Genomic DNA, 18,423 nt, shown 5'->3' with positions numbered 1-18,423 from the left:
GCGAAGAAAACTTTAGCACGGCTCGGAGGGGCTCGATGACCACTGCCCGCCGTCACCGAAAGTCCCTGCTCTTCGAGGGCACCTTGAGGGACAGCGGCGCGAGGTGCTCCGCGACCAGGTTGGTGGCGCCGTCGGCGCGCTCGATGCGTCCCCGGATCACGAGCGCGGGCGACCTGCGGGCCACGGCCTGGAACCGGCGCCACACCCCCTGCGAGCAGATGACGTTGAGGAAGCCCGTCTCGTCCTCCAGCGACAGGAACGTCACCCCCTTCGCGGTGCCGGGACGCTGCCGATGCGTGACCACGCCGGCGGTGACGATGCGACGCTCCGCCTCGTGGGTGAGCACGTCACCCACCCGCAGGACGCCCGCGGCGTCGAGCCCGTCGCGGACGAACGCCGTCGGGTAGCCCTCGACCGAGACCCCGGAGGCCCAGACGTCGGCCACCGCCTCCTCGACCACGGACATGCCGGGCAGCGTGGGCGCCTGAGCGCCCGGCACCGTTCCCGGCAGGGTCGCGGGTCCCTCCTTGGCGAGCGCCCCCGCGGCCCACAGGCCCTCGCGGCGGCTCACGCCGAGCTCGGCGAGCGCCCCGGCGGTGGCGAGCGCCTCCCACTGGGCGGTGGTGAGCCCCTTGTCCGGGGCGAGTCCGGACTCCCCTGCCACGCCCTTGGGCCGCACGCGCACCCGGCGCGCCATGTCGTGGAGCGAGGCGAACGGCGCCTCCTCGCGCGCCTCGACGATCGCCTGCGCGGCCTCCGTGCCGAGCCCGCGGATCGCGCCGAGCCCCATCCGCACCGCGAGGGTGCGGTCGATGCGGACGAGCGCCGCCATCTCCTCGCGCCGCTCGTCCGGGACGCGGAAGGGCTCGTCCTGGCGTTCGACGATCGCGAGCACCTCCGAGCGCACCACGCACGGGCGCAGGATCGCCTGGCCGTGGCGGCGGGCGTCGGCCGCGAGTGACTGCGGCGAGTAGAAGCCCATGGGCTGCGCCGCGAGCAGGCCCGCGTAGAAGGCCGCGGGCTTGTTGACCTTGAGCCAGCTCGACGCGTACACGAGGTAGGCGAACGAGAACGAATGCGACTCGGGGAAGCCGAAGTCCGCGAAGGCCTTGAGCTTGTCGAAGATCTGGTGGGCGACGTCCGCGGTGATGCCGCGCTCGTTCGCGCCGACCATGAACCGTGCGCGCAGCGCCTCCATGCGCTCGGGGCTGCGCTTGGAGCCCATCGCGCGGCGCAGCTGGTCCGCGAGGGCGCCGTCGAAGCCGGCGGCGTCCATGGCCATCTGCATGAGCTGCTCCTGGAACAGCGGCACGCCGAGCGTCTTGCCCAGCGACTTCTCGAGCGACGGATGCAGGTAGGTGACCGGCTCGCGGCCGCGCGCCCGGTTGATGTACGGGTGGACGGAGCCGCCCTGGATGGGGCCGGGCCGGATGAGCGCGACCTCGATGACGATGTCGTAGAAGCGCCGCGGCCGCAGGCGCGGCAGCGTCGCCATCTGGGCGCGGGACTCCACCTGGAACACGCCGACGGTGTCCGCGGCGCACAGCAGGTCGTACACCGCGGGATCCTCCTGCGGCATGTTGTGCAGCTGCAGGTCCTCGCGCTCGGTGTCGTGGACGTAGCGGAACGCGTACTTGAGCGCGGAGAGCATGCCCAGGCCCAACAGGTCGAACTTCACCAGGCCCGCGTCCGCGCAGTCGTCCTTGTCCCACTGGAGGACGGTACGGCCGGGCATGCGCGCCCACTCGACGGGGCACACGTCGATCACGGGCCGGTCGCACAGCACCATGCCGCCGGGGTGGATGCCCAGGTGGCGGGGCAGGCGCAGGAAACGCTCCGCGAGGTCCAGGACGGGCTCAGGGATGTGGTCGAGGTCCTGCGCGGGCGGCGCCTCGGGCCACATGGCGTCGCGCTGACGCTCGGCCCACTCGGCCTCCTGCTGCGGCGTCCGCCGCAGCGAGCTCCAGCGGTCGATCGACTTGGACCAGGCGTCCTGCTGGCCCACGTCGTAGCCCAGCGCGCGGGCGGCGTCGCGCACGGCCGAGCGCGGTCGGTACTGGATGACGTTGGCGACCATCGCGGCGTTGATGCGGCCGAACCGCTGGAACACGTGCTGGATGACCTCCTCGCGGCGGTCGGACTCGATGTCGACGTCGATGTCCGGCGGGCCGTCCCGCTCGGGTGCGAGGAACCGCTCGAACAGCAGCCCGTGCGTGACGGCGTCCACGGCGGTGACGCCGAGCGCGTAGCAGACGGCGCTGTTGGCGGCCGAGCCGCGGCCCTGGCACAGGATGTCCGCGCGGCGGCAGAAGGACACGATGTCGTGGACGATGAGGAAGTAGCCGGGGAAGTCGAGCGCCTCGATGACGGCCAGCTCGTGCTCGATCTGCCTCCAGGCGCCCGGGATGCGCTCGGCGTCGGGCGGGCCGTACCGCTCGCGGGCGCCGCGATAGGTGAGCTCGCGCAGCCAGGTGGCCTCCGTGTGCCCACGCGGCACCGGGTACGGCGGCAGGTGGGGGGCGACCAGGTCGAGGTCGAACGCGCACTCGGCGGCGAGTCGGGACGCGGTGAGCACCGCCTGCGCGTGCCGCCGGTGGCGGAAGAGCATCTCCCCGGCGCTGCGCAGGTGCTGGCCGGGCGAGCCAGGCAGCCAGCCGTCCATGTCGTCGAGCGAGGACCGCGCGCGCACGGCCGCGAGCGCGCCGGCGAGGTCCGCCTCGCGCGGCGCCGCGTAATGCGCGTTCGTGGTCGCCACGAGCGGCAGTCCCGCGTCGAGGGCCAGGTCCGCCAGGGCGTCGTTGAGTTCGGAGTCGTGGGGAGCGCCGGTGTCGGTGATCTCGACCGCGACGCCCTCGCGGCCGAACAGCGCGACCAGCCGGTCGATCTCCACCCGGGCCGCTGCGTAGCCGTCGCGGGAGACGCCCCCGGACAGGGCATCGGCCCCCGCCCTCCGACCGCCGCCGCCGAGCCCCATGAGGGCGCGCCGGACCGCGCCCTTGCGGCAGCCGGTGAGGATCAGGAGGTCGCCGTCGCCCTCCGCGGCGAGGGATTCGAGGGTGTAGCGGGCCATGCCCTTCTCCCCCGTCGCGAGGTGCGCCATGCCGATGGCGCGGCTGAGCCGCGCGTACCCGCGGGCGCCGCGCGCGAGGACGACGAGGTGGCTCGCGCGCGGGTCGGGCACGCCGGTGGGCGGGTCGAGCACGGGCGGGCCGCCCGCACCCTCGACCGCGAGCGACAACTCCGAGCCGAACACCGTGGGCAGCCCGATCTCGCGCGCCGCATTCGCGAAGCGCACGGCGCCGTAGAGGCCGTCGTGGTCGGTGAGGGCGAGCGCACTGAGGCCCAGGCGGCCCGCCTCGGCCGCCATCTCCTCGGGCTGGCTGGCGCCGTCGAGGAAGCTGAAGGCGGAGTGGGCGTGGAGCTCGGCGTAGTCGGCGACGTCAGTCATAGACGCCCTCGAGTTCCCAGTGCCCCTGGGTGAAGGCCAGCAGCACCGCGGTGGTGCCGCCGTCGCCGTCGCTCAGCGCGACCTGGAGGTAGGCGCGCCGCGAGCCGTCCTGGGCCCACCAGCGCTCCGCGACCGGCCAGGGTCCGGCCCAGGACTCGACCGGGCGCGGCATGTCCCACACCGGCCCCTCGACGCGGCCCACGTGCCCGGAGGAGGGGTGCCGGTTCGCCGCGCGAGCGCGCTCGTCGTCCGGGTCCGCCTCGAGCCGCACCCAGGTGGGTGGCGCGCTCACGGCGAGGCGACGGCTGACGGTGACGAGGCCGCCGCCCGCGTCCAGCACGAGGGCGGGGCGCGGGGCCGGCGGCACCGTCGCGGGCGGCGGGTCGGGGATGCGCCCCGGCCACGGGTGGGCGATCGCGCGGGCGGGCGGCGCCTCCTGGCCCCAGGGCGTGAGCAACGCCCTGTCGCGGGGAGAGCGACCGCCCTGCTCGGCGACCGCGAGCACGCCCTCGGCCCCGAGGAGCCCCTGGACGCGCTCGAGGGAGCGGTGGGCGCGCGCATCGGCGCCCGAGGTTCCGCCCCACAGATAGGCCTGCTCGTCGCCGAGCGGCACGACGTCCTCGGCCACGAGTCCGAGCGCCGTCAGCGGCGCGGGCTCCGGCCCTCCCGCGCGCCCCGACAGCCAGCCCTCGAGCTGCCAGCGCACGCGGTCCGTCATGTGGCGGGCGAAGGCGCCCGCGCGGGTGCCCACGTCCGTGCGCCACACGCGCTCGAGGTCCTCGCCGCGCTCGGTGCGCGCGGTGATGCGCACGCGGCCGCAGCGCACGCCGGCCTCGAGCAGCGCCTGATCGAGGCGCTCTGCGGCGACGGCGGCGACGGCGGCGAGCTGCTCGATCCGCTCGGCGGGGTCCTCGAAGACGTGCTCGACCGCGATGTCCTCCTCGCTGCGGCGCAGCACCGGCGGGGCGAGGTCCTCCCCACACGCGAGCCGATGCGCCCATGCGCCCACCGGGCCGAAGCGGGACAGCAGGTCCGGGCGCGGCAGCGCCGCGAGGTCGCCCAGGGTGTGGAGGCCGAGTCGCACGAGCACGCTCGCGAAGCGCTCGACCTCGGCGCGCTGGGCGCGCTCCATCGCGGCGAGCGTGATCGAGTCGACCGCGGCGGGCGCCAGGTAGTCGCGCGAGGCGCCGGGCGGCACCAGGTCCGCGCCGCGGGCGGCCAGCACGGCGGCGAGCAGCCCGTCCGCGGCGCCCACGGAGCACTCGACGCCGGCATCCTGGGCGACGGCGCCCACGAGCGCCTCCGCCAGGGCCTCCTCCGAGCCGTGGAAGCGGGCCGCTCCCCCGGCAGGAATGATCATCAGGCCGGGACGGGAGATCTCCACGCCGGCGACCACCTGCTCGGCCGCGGCGGCGACCGCCTCGAACCGTCGCGAGTCGCGCGCCTCGTCGAAGGGCAGGATCGCGAGGTCGGGCAGCACCCGCTGGGCGACCCGACGGGTCGAGCCGCGGCGCACCCCGGCCGCCCGCGCGGCCGCGGATACCGCGACGAGGCCGCGGCCGTGGAGCACCGCCGCGGGCGCCTCCGCCCCCAGCCCCGCGTCCGCCATCGCGGCGACGACGGGCCAGTCCGGCACCCACAGGACCACGCGGCGGACGGTCTCGACCGCGGCGACCACGGCGCCGGGTCGGGGCGCGCCGGGTCGGGACGGCGTGGACGTTCGAGGCGCCCCCGCCCGAGAGGCACCCGCACGCACCCCCGCCCGCGCGCTCATGCCGCGCCTCCGAGGGCGCGCCGCCCCGCCGAGGCTCCGGAAGAGACCCGCGCCGCGGCGCGCCCGGGCGCGCCGCCCCGACCGAGCAACGGCGCCTCGCCGTCCAGCGGCACGGTCACGAATCTGGGCGCGCCCGCGTTGCGGCCCTCGACCTGCACGGTGAGGTCGCGGCCGCGCAGCCGCCCGTCGCCCGCGCCCAGCCCGTGCCACCGCGACCTCAGCGCCGTTACGGTCGCGTGCGCGCCGGGCCATCGCCCCTGGCACAGCAGCACCGCGCCACGCTCGCGCGCCCGCGAGGCGAGCCGGCGCCGGTCCGCGTCCGACAGTGCGAGGCCCGTCCCGAGCAACACCAGTTCCATCCCCTCCACGCACGCACCGGCGACCGCGGCCGCGTGGGCGCCCGGATGCGGGATCGCGGCCACCCGGTCCAGATCGATCCCGCGTCGGGCGGCCGCGACCACCCCGACCGAGGGCAGGCCGACGAACGCGGTCCACGCCCCGGCGCGCGACGCCTCCGCCGCGAGCGCGAGCAGGAGCGACGTGGAGCCGTCCACCGCGACCACGCGCCCGCGCCTCAACCCCTCCGGCAGCACCTGGTCGAGCACCGGCGCGAGCGGGAGCACGGGAGCCTCCCATCGCTCCCGCGTGGTGCCGACCCTCCGCTGCACCCCCGCGAGCGCCTCACGCGCCTTGGCGAGGCGAGCCTCCACCGTCTCCATACCCACCTCCCGGCCGTCTCATCGTCCACCCATTCGAACACATGTTCGAACACGTCTTCGATTATGAACCACCCCTCCGACACCGGCAAGGCGCCGTGGAGGACCGGCGCGACGGCCGTCACCTGTCCACACACGGCAGCCGGGATCCGCCGCAAATTCGCTGATATCGCGGCGACACGCCGACGACACGCCGGGCCGTGTGTGGAGCAGCGCAGAAAACGTGTGGACAGGTGATCTGCACCGTCGCCCCGAGGCATGACGCGAGCTCCACGCCCCGAGCGCCTCGCCTCCCGACCGGGACAGTCAGGACCGCCAGAGTGCGATCCGCGTGCGCTGCGGGACACTGCGGACTGGTCCACCGCGGCATCCGCGGTCCACACTGTCCCGCAGCGCGCAGTTGCCCCCGCAAAGCGGTCCTCAGTGTCCCGAACCGCGAGGGGTCCCGTGTCGAGCCGGAATCCGTGCGGAGTGTCCGGGGAAGAAGGGGGCTCAGCGGGCCCGCAGCGCCCACATCGCGACCGCGGAGGCGGCCGCGACGTTGAGGGAGTCCACTCCCCCGTGCATGGGGATGACGACCGCGTCGTCGACATGGGCGAGCGCGGCGCGGGTGAGTCCGTCGCCCTCGGCGCCCATGACCAGGGCGACCCGCTCGTGGCCGCGGGCCGCGTACTGGTCGAGGGGCACCGCGTCGTCCCTCAGGGCGAGGCCCGCGACCGCGAAGCCCAGGCCGCGCAGGGTGTCGAGCGCGTCCGGCCACTGCGTCGCGCGCGTCCACGGCACCTGGAACACGGTCCCCATCGACACCTTGACCGAGCGCCGGTACAGCGGGTCCGCGCAGGTGGGCGCGACGACCACCGCGTCGGCCCCGATCCCGGCCGCGGACCGGAAGATGGCCCCCACATTCGTGTGGTCCACGATCCCCTCGAGGACCACGATGCGCCGGGCCTCCCGGGCGAGCTCCTCCAGGCTGGGCAGCACGGGACGATGCATGGCCGCCAGGGCGCCCCGGTGCACCTGGAATCCGGTGACGGATTCGAGGAGGGCCTCCGAGCCGACATACACCGGCGCGTCGACGCCGGCGGCGGCGAGGGCCTCCTCGACGCCGGGGAGCCAGCGCTCGGTGACGAGCACGGAGCGGGGCTCGTGGCCGGCGGCGAGCGCGCGGGAGATCACCTTGGCGCCCTCGGCCATGTAGAGGCCGCGCTCGGGCTCGAGCACGCGGCGCAGGGCGACGTCGGTGAGGCCGCGGTAGTCGGCGAGCGGGTCCGCGGCGGACGCCTCGGGGTGCGCGGCGTCGGCTGGAGCGGCGTCGGCGGGGGCGTCGGCGAGGCGGATCACGGGCATGGCGGCATTGTCTCAGGGCGCCCGCGACGCCCGTGCAGCGCGCCCATCCCGGGAGTAAAATCGCAGGTAACGGGAGTCGCCGCGCGGAGGGAAGGTGGCGCGCCATGGACGACGCACCGGCAGGCACCGGACCGGGGATCGCCTCGCGCATCGAGGCGTGGGCCCAGGCGGGCCTCATCGATCGCGAGACCGCCGAGCGGCTGCTCGGTTTCGAACGCGAGCGCGGCCAGATGGAGACGACGGAGATCTCCTCACCGGACGGGACCACGCCTCCCTCCCCGCCCGGTGAGGCCGCGCCGGCAGCGCCCGGGTCGGAGGCTTCGCGTGAGGCCGCGCCGGCAGCGCCCGGGTCGGAGGCTTCGCGTGAGGCCGCGCACGAGGCCCCACCGGCCGCGCCGCACGCGCTCGCGGTGGTGGGCGAGATCGTCGGCTACCTGGGCGCGGTGCTCGTCGTGTCGGCCGTGACGTTCCTCATCGGCAACGCGTGGGAGGACCTCAACGACGCGGCGCGGGTGGGCGTCGTCGCGGCGCTGACGATCGCCGCTCTGGTCGCGGGCCTGGTGACGGCGCGCTATCCGACGGCGCCGGCCCAGCGCCTCGCCTCCGCGCTGCTGGCCGTGACCGTGGGCCTCACCGCGTGGCTCGCCTGGCTCTCCGCGGACAGCGGCGGCGTCGAGGACCCCGCGTCGGCGCTGATCGCGGCGGGCGCAGCCACGGCGGTTGCGGCGGCGATCTACGCGGCGCGACGGCGGGCGCTGGCCCAGATGGCCCTGCTCGCCGGCATCCTCGCCACCGCGACCGCGCTCTACGCGACGGTGCTCGACGATCGCGGAATGACCATGTCGCTCGCCTCGGGCCTCACGACGGCCGCCATCGGCGCCGTGTGGATCGTGCTGTCCGCGCTGGGGCGGCTCGTGCCCGAGAAGCTCGGACTCGTGATCGGCGGGCTCACGGTGATCTACGGGCTGCAGACCAGCGCCTTCGACGACGCCCGCGCGTGGGTGCTGGCGGCGGCCGTCGCGTGCGCGGTGGCGATGATCGTGGCCGCCATCACGCGCCGGGACGTGGCGGTGTTGATCGTGCCCGGCGGCATCGGCCTGCTCACGGCCATGCCGCAGCTCATCGAGGAGGTCGTCGAGGACGCGTTCGCGACGTGGCTCGGCGTGCTCGCGACGGGCGTGCTGCTGGTGGTCGCCGCCGTGTGGATGGTGCGGGACCGGACGCGCCGGCCGAGCGAGGCGCCGCCCGGCTGACCGAGGCGCCGCCCGGCTGAGCGAGGCGCGCATCGGCCTGGGTTGAGCCCCGCACACGGCCGAAACGAGGCCATCTGAACCAGATGGCCTCGTTTCGGAGGACGAAGCGGTAGGGAGAGCGTCGAGTAGGTGCGGCGCGAGCCGAACCCCTTACTGCCCCTTCTCTGCGTCCGGGTCGAAGCTGCGGCCCGAGCCGGTGCCGGCCTGGTCCGCCTCGGCGGCGAAGCCCTCGGCCTGGCGGCGGGCCTCCTCGAGCGCCTCGCGCGGGTCGGCGAGCGCGGAGGTGATCCGCGAGCCCGTCCGGGCACGCTCGGGGTCGCGCTCGAGCGGCGACAGCGACTCCTCGGCGCCGAACGCCGCGGAGATGGACTTGAGCGCGCCGGTGAACTCGGTGGGCACGAACCACACCTTGTTCGACTCGGTCTTCGCGATCTCGGGCAGCACCTGCAGGTACTGGTACGCGAGCAGCTTGGAGTCGGCGTCGCCCTCGTGGATGGCGTCGAACACCTGCAGGATCGCGCGCGCCTCACCCTCGGCGGTGAGGATCTTGGACTGCGCCTCACCCTCGGCCTTGAGGATCGCGGACTGCTTCTCGCCCTCCGCGGTCAGGATCGCCGACTGCTTGACGCCCTCCGCGGTGAGGATCGCGGCGCGGCGGTCACGCTCGGCACGCATCTGCTTCTCCATCGAGTCCTTGATGGACAGCGGCGGCTCGATCGACTTGAGCTCCACGCGGTTGACGCGGATGCCCCAGCGGCCGGTCGCCTCGTCGAGCACGCCGCGCAGCTGGCCGTTGATCTGGTCGCGGCTGGTGAGCGTCTGCTCGAGGTCCATGGTGCCGACGATGTTACGGAGCGTCGTGGTGGTGAGCTGCTCGACACCGATGATGTAGTTCTGGATCTCGTACACCGCGGACTTCGCGTCCGTCACCTGGAAGTAGATGACCGTGTCGATGTCGACCACCAGGTTGTCGGACGTGATCACCGACTGCGGCGGGAACGAGTACACCTGCTCGCGCAGGTCCACCTTGGCACGCGCCCGGTCGATGAACGGCACCAGCAGGTGCAGTCCGGCATCCATGGTGACGTGGTAGCGGCCCAGCCGCTCGACGATGATCGCCTGGGTCTGCGGGACCACCACGACCGCCTTCGCGATCGCGGTGATGACGAACAGCGCGAGAACCGCGACAGCGACCCACACGACGATCGTGACAATCTGAGCGTCTTCCATCATGCCTCCTCGGGGCCGACGATCGCCGTCGCCCCATCGATTCTCAGCACGCGCACCTCGGACCCCTCGGGGATGGGCGGCGCGTCGTTCTCGGTGCGGGCGGTCCAGACCTCGCCCGCGAGCTTGACCCGGCCACGCACCTCGGTGACCTCGTCGATGGCGCGGGCCTCGCGGCCCACCAGCGCCTTGGTATTGGTCTGCGGCTGTGCCTCGCCCTTGGCGCGCAGCGTCTTCAGCAGGAAGGGCCGCAGCCCGGCGATGAGCGCGGAGGCCACGGCCAGCGCGACGATCGTGCTCAGCCACCACGGCGCGCCCAGCAGCGCGGCCACGCCGCCGGCGAGCGCGCCCACGGCGAGCATCGCGAACAGCAGATCGAGCGTGAACAGCTCGGCCGCGCCCAGGATCATCGCACCGATGAACCACCACAGGAACTGCATCGTCCGCCTCCTCGCGTCGCGCCCGATGGCGCTTGCCGTCTCCCCACATCGTACCGGGGGACGATGCACGGCCAGGACGGTCGCACCGCCCGCCAGGGCGGCGCTCACCCCGGGGATTACGTGGCGGGATGGACCGTCAGGCGCCCCGGGCGGCGTAGCGGCCGTCGGCCTCCGTGAGGGCGATCGGCATGCCGTAGGTGGCCTCGAGGTTCGCCTCCGTGAGGGTCTCCGCGAGGGGGCCCGCGGCGACGATCCGGCCGTCGCGCATGAGGAGCACGTGGGTGAAGTCCACCGGGATCTCCTCGACGTGGTGGGTCACCATGAGGATCGCCGGCGAGCGCCGGTCCCCCGCCAGCTCGGTGAGCGCGGCGAGCAGCTCCTCGCGGCCGCCCAGGTCCAGGCCCGCGGCGGGCTCGTCGAGCACGAGCAGCTCGGGGTCGGCCATGAGCGCGCGGGCCACCTGGACGCGCTTGCGCTCGCCCTCGCTGAGCGTCCCGAACTCCCTCCCCGCGAAGCCGGACATGCCGAACGCCGCGAGCAGCGCATCGGCCCGCTCCTCGTCGATGGGGTCGTACTCCTCGCGCCAGCGCCCGGTGACGCCGTACGAGGCGGTCATGACCACGTTCTTGACCGTCTCGTGCCCGGGGATGCGGTCGGCGAGCGCGGCGCTCGAGAGGCCCACGCGCACGCGCAGCTCCCGCACGTCGGTCTCCCCGAGCGTCTCGTCGAGGACGCGCGCGGTGCCCGAGGTGGGGTGCAGGCGCGCGCCCACGATGGACATGAGGGTGGTCTTGCCCGCGCCGTTGGGCCCCAGGATCACCCAGCGATCCCGGTCGTCGACGGTCCACGACACGTCGCGGAGAATGTCGTTGTCGCCCCGGCGCACCGTCACGCCCTCGAATGCGAGCACCTCAGTCATGGGCGCGAGCCTAGCGAAGGATCTGGCGGTAGACGTCGAGCGTCCGCTCCGCGATCGCCTCCCACGAGAACGCGTCGGCGGCGCGCTGCCGGCCGGCCTCGCCCATGCGAGCGGCCCGGTCCGTGTCCGCCACCATGTCGGTCAGCGCCGCGGCCAGGTCGCGCGAGAAGCCCTCGGGGTCGAGCGGGGTGCCGGTGCCGTCCTGCACCTGCTCGATGGGCACGAGCGTGCCGGTCTCGCCGTGGACGACCACCTCGGGGATGCCGCCGGTCGCGGTCGCGACCACCGGGAGCCCCACGGCCATGGCCTCGAGGTTGACGATGCCCAGCGGCTCGTAGACGGACGGGCACACGAACGCGGTGCACGCGTCGAGCACGGCGACCAGCTCGGGGCGCGGGAGCATCTTCTCGATCCAGATGACGCCGTCGCGCTCCTCCTGGAGCTTCGCGACCGCGGTGGAGACCTCGGCGGCGATCTCCTTGGTGTCCGGGGCGCCGGCGCACAGCACCACCTGGATGTCCTGGGGCAGCTGCTCGACGGCCTTGAGGAAGTGCGGCAGGCCCTTCTGGCGCGTGATGCGGCCCACGAAGACGATCGCCGGACGGGTGGGGTCGATCCCCCACTCGGCGACCACCGCATCGGCCTTCGCCCGCTCCTCGTCGGTGACGGGCTTGGCCCAGGCGGACAGGTCGATGCCGTTGTGGACCACGTGGACCTTCGCGGGGTCGACGTCCGGGTAGCAGCGCAGCACGTCCTTGCGCATGCCGTCGGAGACGGCGATGATGCCGGCGGCCGCCTCGTAGGCGGTCTTCTCGATCCACGAGGACACGCGGTAGCCGCCGCCCAGCTGCTCGGCCTTCCACGGCCGCAGCGGCTCGAGCGAGTGCGCGGAGATCAGGTGCGGGACGCCGTGCAGCAGCGAGGCGAAGTGGCCGCCCATGTTCGCGTACCAGGTGTGGGAGTGGACCAGGTCCGCGCCGGCGACGTCCTTCGCCATGGGCAGGTTGTGGGCGAGGACGTCGAGCGAGGCGTCGCCCACGCCGCCGCCGAGGGCCTCGTAGCCGGTCACCCCCTCCTCCTCGCGGGGTCCGTCGAAGGCGCGGACCCGCACGTCGATGTGGCCGCGCAGCACGGCGGCCAGCTCGTTGACGTGGACGCCGGCGCCGCCGTAGATGTGGGGCGGGTACTCACGGGTGAGGATGTCGACTCGCATGGCCACCAACCTAGTCGCTCCGACGTGTGCCAAGGCTCACATCGCACCCCGAAGAAACCCCTATGCTGGCCCCATGTCAGCGCCGAAAGTTCTCGCCATCGTCCTAGCCGGGGGTGAGGGCAAGCGCCTCATGCCCCTCACCGCCGCCCGCGCCAAGCCCGCCGTGCCGTTCGGTGGCACGTACCGCCTGATCGACTTCGCACTGAGCAACCTGGTCAACTCGCGCTACCTCCACGTGGTCGTGCTGACGCAGTACAAGTCCCACTCGCTCGACCGCCACATCGCGCGCACGTGGCGCATGTCGCCGCTGCTGGGCAACTACGTCGCCCCGGTGCCCGCGCAGCAGCGTCGCGGCCCCCACTGGTACCTGGGCTCCGCCGACGCGATCTACCAGACGGTCAACATCATCGAGGACGAGCGCCCCGACTACGTGGTGATCGTGGGTGCGGACCACGTGTACCGCATGGACTTCTCCCAGATGGTCGACGCGCACATCGAGTCCGGCGCGGACTTCACCGTCGCGGGCATCCGCCAGCCCATCTCGCTGTCCGACCAGTTCGGCGTCATCGACGCGGACCCGACCCAGCCGGACAGGATCCGCGCGTTCCTCGAGAAGCCGACCGACCCCGAGGGCCTGCCGGACAGCCCGCACGAGATCCTCGCGTCGATGGGCAACTACGTCGCCACCGCGGGCCCGCTGCTCGAGGCGCTCCAGGCGGACGCCGACAACCCGACGTCGAAGCACGACATGGGCGGGGACATCGTCCCCTACTTCGTCGAGAAGGGCTCCTGCGGCGTCTACGACTTCATTCGCAACGACGTCCCGGGCTCGACCGACCGCGACCGCGACTACTGGCGCGACGTGGGTACGCTCGACATGTACTACGACGCCCACATGGACCTCATCGCGGTCATGCCGGTGTTCAACGTGTACAACGAGGAGTGGCCGCTGCACCAGGGGCTCATCACGAACCCGCCGGCCAAGTTCATCCACTCCGAGGAGGGCCGCCTGGGCCACGCCGCGGACTCGGTCGTCTCCCCGGGGGTCATCGTCTCCGGAGCGACGGTCACGGGCTCGGTGCTGTCGCCCGGTGCGCGCCTGCACTCGTGGTCGACCGTCTCGGACTCGGTGCTGCTGGACCGCGTGCAGATCAACCGCCACGCCCAGGTGCACCGCGCGATCCTCGACAAGGACGTGGTGGTGTCGGAGGGTGCCCGCGTGGGCATCGACCGCGAGCACGACCTCGCGCGCGGCTTCACCGTCACGGAGTCCGGCATCACGGTCGTCGCGAAGGGCACGGTCATCGAGTGAGGCTCTGCGTCCTCGACGTCGACTCCACGCTGATCACGTCCGAGGTCATCGAGCTCATCGCGGAGCGCGCGGGCACGCGCGAGCAGGTCGCGGCCGTGACCGAGCGCGCCATGCGCGGCGAGCTCGACTTCTCGGCCTCGCTGAGCGAGCGCGTCGCCACGCTCGCGGGTGTCCCCGACTCCGTGTTCGCGGACGTGCTCGCCCAGGTGCGCTTCACGCCCGGCGCGGAGTCGCTCATCTCGACGCTCCAGCACGAGGGCTGGGAGGTCGCGCTCGTCTCCGGCGGCTTCGTCGAGGTGGTGGGCGGGCTCGCGGAGCGGCTGCGCATCACCCGCTTCCGTGCGAACTCGCTCGAGGTGGTCGACGGGCGGCTCACGGGCCGCACCGTCGGCCCGGTCATCGATCGGGCGGCGAAGGCCGACACCCTGCGCGCCTTCGCGGCGGAGGTGGGTTGCCCCCTGGCCGATGCGGTGGCCATCGGGGACGGTGCCAACGACCTGGACATGATGGCGGCCGCGGGCCTCGGCATCGCGTGGCACGCCAAGCCGATCGTGCAGGAGCAGGCCGACGTCGCCCTCAACGGCGAGCGCCTGGACGAGGCGCTCGAGGTGATCCGCGCCCGGTCCTGAGGCCTAGGTCGTGGGGAGCGTGCCGTCGAGCCGCTCGCGCGCGGCCAGCGCCATGAGCGCGAACGCCTGCGCCTCGGGCGAGACCCCGGGCCGGTCGAACAGCGGCGCGCCGCACACCTCGCGGACGAAGCCGTCCTGGTCCACCCGGGCCAGCGACGCGGCCAGCCACCGCTCCCCCGACTCCGCGTAGGCCTCCGGCAGCCAGCCGCCGGCCGCGCCGGTAAGGGCGGCGTACGCGAGCATGAGCCCGGCGGTGCCGTCGACGAAGGACTCCGGGTCGTCGAGCACGTCGTGGAACCGGCCGTCCGGGCGCTCGAACGCGGCGCACGCGTCGAGCAGCTCGCGCGTCTCGCGCCGCCACCGCTCCCGCATCTGCTCCGCCGCCACTCCCAGCCGGAGCGACCGGGCCAGGCCCGCGGCCACCCATCCGCTCGCGCCGGCCCAGCGCGCCCCGCGGGTGAGCTCGCCGGTCGCGAGGTCGCGCCGATGCCGGTACACGCCCGTCGCCGGATCCCACAGGTGCTCGCGGTGCATGCGGTACTGCATGTCCGCCGGGGCGATGTCCCCGCACGCGACCAGCGCGGGCACGATCATGTAGACCGAGTCGGCCCACACCTCCTCGGAGTCGAGCCGGTGATGCAGCACGCCCGAGTCGTCGCGCGGCGCGTACCGGAGCAGCCACCAGCGCTGGGTCTGCGCGGCCCGGGCCGCCGCATCGTCCCCCGTCCCCAGGCGAAGCGTCGCCTCGAGCAGCGCGCCCGAGTTGACCGAGGCAGCCTCGCCGAGCGCGCCGAGCCGCCCGTCGGGCGCGGCGTGCGAGACGCCGTGGCGGGCGAGCATCGCGGCCAGCGCCGCATCTCCCCGGTCGAGCGCCGCATGCGAGGCGACACCCTGCTCCCACGAGGCGCGCGGAAAGGTCAGGAGGGCGCGCGTCAGCGCGGCGGCGTCCGTCATGCGAGGGGTCAGGGGACCTCGACGTCGCGGCCGGACAGCACCGTGAGGAGCCTCGCCGAGCGCGCCTTGAGCGAGTCCCACTCGCCCTCGAACTCGAGCACCGCGGCGGTGCCGGTCTGGATGCCGTGCGCGATGCGCTTGAGGGCCGGCGTGTCCGACCCCTTGCCGGCCAGGAAGGCCGCGGTCGCGGACGACGTGGGCTCGTGCCCCACGACGATCACGGTCTCGACGTCGCCCAGCTCCGCGAGCTCGGCGAGCACGCCCTGGACGTGGGTCTCGTACAGCGCGTCGATGGTGCTGGCCGACGTGGGCGCGAGCGAGGCCTCCATGAGCTTCCACGTCTGCTGGGTGCGCACCGCGGGAGACACGAGCGCGAGGTCCGGGTTGTACCCGGCCTCGGCGATGACCTCGCCGAGGCGGGCGGCGGCCTTGCGGCCGATGAGCGCGAGCGGGCGGGCGTCGTCGGTCAGGCCGGGCGTGGGGCCCTCTGCCTTGGCGTGACGGGCAAGGATGAGCGTGGGCACGTGGTCAGCCTAGCGGAGGCTACTGGCCCATCGCGTGAACGCCGCCATCGACGTGGATCATCTCGCCCGTGGTGGCCGGGAACCAGTCCGAGAGCAGGGCCGTCACGGTCCGCGCGGTGGGCTCCGGGTCATCCGAGTTCCACCCCAGCGGGGCGCGCTCGGACCAGTGACCCTCCATCTGCTCGAATCCCGGGATGTGGCGCGCCGCGGTGGTCTTGATGGGCCCCGCGGAGACGATGTTGCACCGGATCCCCTGCGGCCCCAGGTCGCGCGCGACGTAGCGGGAGGTGGCCTCGAGCGCGGCCTTGGCGACGCCCATCCAGTCGTAGACGGGCCACGCGAAGCGGCCGTCGAAGGTGAGCCCCACGATCGCGGAGCCCTCGACCATGAGCGGCTCGGCGGCGACCGCGAGCGCCTTGAGCGAGTACGCGGAGATGTGCATCGCCGTGGCGACGTCGTCCCACTCGCCGGCGAGGAAGTTGCCGCCCATGACGGACTGGGGCGCGAAGCCGATCGAGTGGACCACGCCGTCGAGGTGCGGCACGTGCTCCTTGACCCGGTCCGCGAGCGCCGCGAGGTGGTCGGGGTCGGTGACGTCGAGTTCGACCACCGCCGCCTGGACCGGCAGGCGCCGGCCCATCGCCTGGGTGATCTTGAGGGAGCGGCCCACGCCGGTGAGGACCACCGTCGCGCCCTGCTCCTGGCACAGGCGCGCGACGTGGAAGGCGATCGAGCCCTCCGTCAGCACCCCGGTGACGAGGATGTTCTTGCCTTCGAGCATGCCCATGGTGTGTCTCGCTTCCTTGAGTTCTAGTGGCCCATGCCCAGGCCGCCGTCGACGGGCAGCACCGCGCCCGAGACGTAGCCGGCGGCGTCGGAGCCCAGGTAGGTGGCCGCGGCGGCGACCTCCTCGACGGCGCCGAAGCGCTTGGCGGGGATGGTGGCCTCGTACTGCTTGACGGTGGCCTCGGGCAGCTCCGCGGTCATCGCGGTGGTGATGAAGCCCGGCGCGATGACGTTCGCGGTGATGCCGCGCGCGCCCACCTCGCGGGTGATCGAGCGCGCCATGCCCACCAGCGCCGCCTTCGACGAGGAGTAGTTGACCTGGCCGGGGTTGCCCATGAGGCCCACGACCGAGCCGACGAGCACGATGCGCCCGAACCGCTCGCGCAGCATCGAGTTCACCGCGCGGCGCACGCACCGGAAGGTGCCGGTGAGGTTGACGTCGACGACCCGCTCGAAGTCCTCGTCGGACATGCGCATGAGCAGGCCGTCCTTGGTGACGCCCGCGTTGGCGACCAGGACGCGAACGCGGCCGTGGCGCTCCTCGAGCTGGTCGAACGCGGCGTTCACCGCATCCGTGTCGGTGACGTCCGCGATCGCGCCGTCCACGCCCTCGGGAAGGTCGCCTCCCCGGTAGATGGTGGAGACGGTGTCCCCCTGGGCGACGAAGGCCTCCGCGATCGCGCGGCCGATGCCGCGGTTCGCGCCGGTGACGATGACGTGACGACTCATGACCGCCACGCTATCCCGGCCCCGCCGCGCACGCCGTCACCGCCGCTTCCAAGGTCGCACCCCGGACTTTGGGGATTTCTACGACATGGACCGGGGACGATGCGATGGTGGCGGGGGCCTGGCGGCCCGGCGGCCGCCGCTAGCATCGGGAGCGTGCCCCACTCCCCCGCGCGACGCGCGCTCACGGCGGCGATCATCGTCGCCGTCGGGCTGGCGGTGTCCGTGGTCGGGGTCCGCGCGGGCGCGTGGCAGTACGGCAAGCACGTGGCGCGCTCGGAGGCGATCGCCGCCTCGGACGCCAACGCCTCGCTGCCGCCGGCCTCGCTCGAGGAGGCCGTGGGCACGGACCTCGCGGTCGACGCGACCGAGGAGTGGCGCGCCGTCGAGGTGACCGGCCGCATCGTGGGCGACTCGCTCACCCTGCTGCGCAACCGTCCGGTCGACCGCGAGCGCGTCTACCAGCTGCTCGTGTGGATGGAGACCGACTCCGGCCGAGCGCTGCTGCTCAACGCCGGGCACATCCCGGTGCCCGGCCCCCTCGAGGACCTCGCGGTGCCCGCCTGGCCCGCCGGCGACGTGACCGTCACCGCGGTGCTGCGCCAGAGCGAGCCCGACGACGGCCGCCGTGACGACGGCGCCACCCGCATCGCGGCCGCGCAGATGCCCGCGCCTCCCGCCGAGCCGATCGACGGCTACGCCGTGGTGACCCAGGCATGCTCCGCCGACGGCTGCGTCGACGCGTTCGGCTCCCCCGTCCCACTGCCCACGCTCAGCCTGGGCCCGCACCTCGCCTACGCGTGGCAGTGGTGGGCGTTCGCGCTCATCGCGCCCGTCGGCGGCGTGCTGCTCGCGCGCCGCGAGTGGGTGCTGAGCGCCGAGCGTACCTCCAACGACGAGTCGGAGCCCGCTCCTGCCCCGCCGGCCGCAGGCCCCGCCCCGCCGGCCGCCGCCTCCGCCGCTGCCCCGCCGGCCGCAGCGCCTTCCGACGCCGCACCCGGACCTGCGTCCGTCGCCGCTCGAAAGCGTGCGCGCCCCGCCAGGCCCGCCCGTGCATCGGCCCGGCGCACGCGGGAACTCTCCGATGAGGAGATCGAGGACGCTCTCTAGCCGTCCCTGAGGCGGGCGCGTGGAATCGATGCGCTCGAATCCGCC

General features: G+C 73.8%; 16 protein-coding genes. 4 read left to right on the top strand and 12 right to left on the bottom strand.

Features of this window, described 5'->3' with window-relative positions; all coding sequences use genetic code 11:
- Positions 1 to 52: 52 nt before the first annotated feature.
- From AOM03_RS01515 to AOM03_RS01500, 4 genes are all read right to left on the bottom strand, one after another.
- Entirely contained in the window at positions 53 to 3,448 is a 3,396-nt protein-coding gene (locus tag AOM03_RS01515; protein WP_062377583.1) for an error-prone DNA polymerase, read from the bottom strand.
- Positions 3,441 to 5,126, bottom strand: a complete 1,686-nt coding sequence (locus AOM03_RS01510; protein WP_227589839.1) for a DNA polymerase Y family protein — start codon at positions 5,124 to 5,126, stop codon at positions 3,441 to 3,443. The genes AOM03_RS01515 and AOM03_RS01510 overlap by 8 nt, the downstream gene beginning before the upstream one ends.
- A 92-nt stretch (positions 5,127 to 5,218) precedes the next feature.
- On the bottom strand, positions 5,219 to 5,941 hold the full coding sequence (gene imuA' / locus AOM03_RS01505) for a DnaE2-dependent mutagenesis accessory factor ImuA' (protein WP_062377581.1): 723 nt from the start codon (positions 5,939 to 5,941) through the stop codon (positions 5,219 to 5,221).
- A gap of 489 nt (positions 5,942 to 6,430) precedes the next feature.
- Positions 6,431 to 7,285 (bottom strand): TrmH family RNA methyltransferase, encoded by an 855-nt coding sequence (locus AOM03_RS01500; protein ID WP_082092010.1) that lies wholly within the window; start codon positions 7,283 to 7,285, stop codon positions 6,431 to 6,433.
- Positions 7,286 to 7,389: 104 nt separating this feature from the next.
- Here AOM03_RS01500 and AOM03_RS01495 point away from each other — a divergent pair, with 104 nt between their 5' ends.
- Positions 7,390 to 8,538, top strand: a complete 1,149-nt coding sequence (locus AOM03_RS01495; protein ID WP_062377579.1) for a DUF2157 domain-containing protein — start codon at positions 7,390 to 7,392, stop codon at positions 8,536 to 8,538.
- Positions 8,539 to 8,688: 150 nt separating this feature from the next.
- Here the strand turns inward: AOM03_RS01495 and AOM03_RS01490 are convergent, their stop codons facing one another.
- The 4 genes from AOM03_RS01490 to glgA all read right to left on the bottom strand — a co-directional run bounded on the left by AOM03_RS01490 (position 8,689) and on the right by glgA (position 12,337).
- Positions 8,689 to 9,768 carry an SPFH domain-containing protein gene (locus AOM03_RS01490; protein WP_062377577.1) on the bottom strand — a complete coding sequence of 360 codons (1,080 nt, stop codon included), beginning with the start codon at positions 9,766 to 9,768 and terminating at the stop codon, positions 8,689 to 8,691.
- Entirely contained in the window at positions 9,768 to 10,205 is a 438-nt protein-coding gene (locus tag AOM03_RS01485; RefSeq protein WP_062377575.1) for an NfeD family protein, read from the bottom strand. Before AOM03_RS01485 ends, AOM03_RS01490 begins: the two co-directional genes overlap by 1 nt.
- Positions 10,206 to 10,341: 136 nt before the next feature.
- Positions 10,342 to 11,124: an ABC transporter ATP-binding protein gene (locus AOM03_RS01480; protein ID WP_062377572.1), complete on the bottom strand. Its 783-nt coding sequence runs from the start codon at positions 11,122 to 11,124 to the stop codon at positions 10,342 to 10,344.
- 10 nt (positions 11,125 to 11,134) lie between these two features.
- A complete protein-coding gene (gene glgA / locus AOM03_RS01475) occupies positions 11,135 to 12,337 on the bottom strand; it encodes a glycogen synthase (protein WP_062377570.1) in 1,203 nt (400 codons plus the stop codon).
- A 73-nt stretch (positions 12,338 to 12,410) separates the two neighbouring features.
- Between glgA and glgC the strand changes: the two genes are divergently transcribed.
- Both glgC and serB read left to right on the top strand, forming a co-directional pair.
- Positions 12,411 to 13,649, top strand: a complete 1,239-nt coding sequence (gene glgC, locus AOM03_RS01470) for a glucose-1-phosphate adenylyltransferase (RefSeq protein ID WP_062377568.1) — start codon at positions 12,411 to 12,413, stop codon at positions 13,647 to 13,649.
- Complete coding sequence (serB, locus tag AOM03_RS01465; protein ID WP_062377566.1) at positions 13,646 to 14,278, top strand: phosphoserine phosphatase SerB; 633 nt, start codon at positions 13,646 to 13,648, stop codon at positions 14,276 to 14,278. The genes glgC and serB overlap by 4 nt, the downstream gene beginning before the upstream one ends.
- 3 nt (positions 14,279 to 14,281) lie before the next feature.
- Here serB and AOM03_RS01460 read toward each other — a convergent pair whose 3' ends face one another.
- The 4 genes from AOM03_RS01460 to fabG are packed head-to-tail and all read right to left on the bottom strand — an operon-like array spanning position 14,282 to position 17,271.
- Positions 14,282 to 15,232: a glycoside hydrolase family 88 protein gene (locus tag AOM03_RS01460; protein ID WP_062377564.1), complete on the bottom strand. Its 951-nt coding sequence runs from the start codon at positions 15,230 to 15,232 to the stop codon at positions 14,282 to 14,284.
- A gap of 8 nt (positions 15,233 to 15,240) precedes the next feature.
- Positions 15,241 to 15,756 carry a SixA phosphatase family protein gene (locus AOM03_RS01455; RefSeq protein WP_062377562.1) on the bottom strand — a complete coding sequence of 172 codons (516 nt, stop codon included), beginning with the start codon at positions 15,754 to 15,756 and terminating at the stop codon, positions 15,241 to 15,243.
- 19 nt (positions 15,757 to 15,775) lie between these two features.
- On the bottom strand, positions 15,776 to 16,543 hold the full coding sequence (gene fabI, locus AOM03_RS01450; protein WP_062377560.1) for an enoyl-ACP reductase FabI: 768 nt from the start codon (positions 16,541 to 16,543) through the stop codon (positions 15,776 to 15,778).
- A 23-nt stretch (positions 16,544 to 16,566) separates the two neighbouring features.
- A complete protein-coding gene (gene fabG, locus AOM03_RS01445; RefSeq protein ID WP_062377558.1) occupies positions 16,567 to 17,271 on the bottom strand; it encodes a 3-oxoacyl-ACP reductase FabG in 705 nt (234 codons plus the stop codon).
- A gap of 153 nt (positions 17,272 to 17,424) precedes the next feature.
- Between fabG and AOM03_RS01440 the strand changes: the two genes are divergently transcribed.
- Positions 17,425 to 18,378, top strand: a complete 954-nt coding sequence (locus AOM03_RS01440; protein ID WP_062377556.1) for an SURF1 family protein — start codon at positions 17,425 to 17,427, stop codon at positions 18,376 to 18,378.
- Positions 18,379 to 18,423 lie beyond the last annotated feature (45 nt).

The organism is Demequina pelophila (genome assembly GCF_000971175.1).
GTDB classification, from domain to species: domain Bacteria; phylum Actinomycetota; class Actinomycetes; order Actinomycetales; family Demequinaceae; genus Demequina; species Demequina pelophila.
The sequence above is the reverse complement of the archived record's forward strand: the minus strand, read 5'-3'. Positions and strand labels throughout refer to the sequence as shown.

Excerpts from the sequence above, each read along its gene's own strand:
- AOM03_RS01515 (WP_062377583.1), bottom strand. The coding sequence starts at position 3,448 with ATGACTGACGTCGCCGACTACGCCGAGCTCCACGCCCACTCCGCCTTC.
- imuA' (WP_062377581.1), bottom strand. The coding sequence starts at position 5,941 with ATGGAGACGGTGGAGGCTCGCCTCGCCAAGGCGCGTGAGGCGCTCGCG.
- AOM03_RS01500 (WP_082092010.1), bottom strand. The coding sequence starts at position 7,285 with ATGCCCGTGATCCGCCTCGCCGACGCCCCCGCCGACGCCGCTCCAGCC.
- AOM03_RS01495 (WP_062377579.1), top strand. The coding sequence starts at position 7,390 with ATGGACGACGCACCGGCAGGCACCGGACCGGGGATCGCCTCGCGCATC.
- AOM03_RS01490 (WP_062377577.1), bottom strand. The coding sequence starts at position 9,768 with ATGGAAGACGCTCAGATTGTCACGATCGTCGTGTGGGTCGCTGTCGCG.
- AOM03_RS01485 (WP_062377575.1), bottom strand. The coding sequence starts at position 10,205 with ATGCAGTTCCTGTGGTGGTTCATCGGTGCGATGATCCTGGGCGCGGCC.
- AOM03_RS01480 (WP_062377572.1), bottom strand. The coding sequence starts at position 11,124 with ATGACTGAGGTGCTCGCATTCGAGGGCGTGACGGTGCGCCGGGGCGAC.
- glgA (WP_062377570.1), bottom strand. The coding sequence starts at position 12,337 with ATGCGAGTCGACATCCTCACCCGTGAGTACCCGCCCCACATCTACGGC.
- glgC (WP_062377568.1), top strand. The coding sequence starts at position 12,411 with ATGTCAGCGCCGAAAGTTCTCGCCATCGTCCTAGCCGGGGGTGAGGGC.
- AOM03_RS01460 (WP_062377564.1), bottom strand. The coding sequence starts at position 15,232 with ATGACGGACGCCGCCGCGCTGACGCGCGCCCTCCTGACCTTTCCGCGC.
- fabI (WP_062377560.1), bottom strand. The coding sequence starts at position 16,543 with ATGGGCATGCTCGAAGGCAAGAACATCCTCGTCACCGGGGTGCTGACG.
- fabG (WP_062377558.1), bottom strand. The coding sequence starts at position 17,271 with ATGAGTCGTCACGTCATCGTCACCGGCGCGAACCGCGGCATCGGCCGC.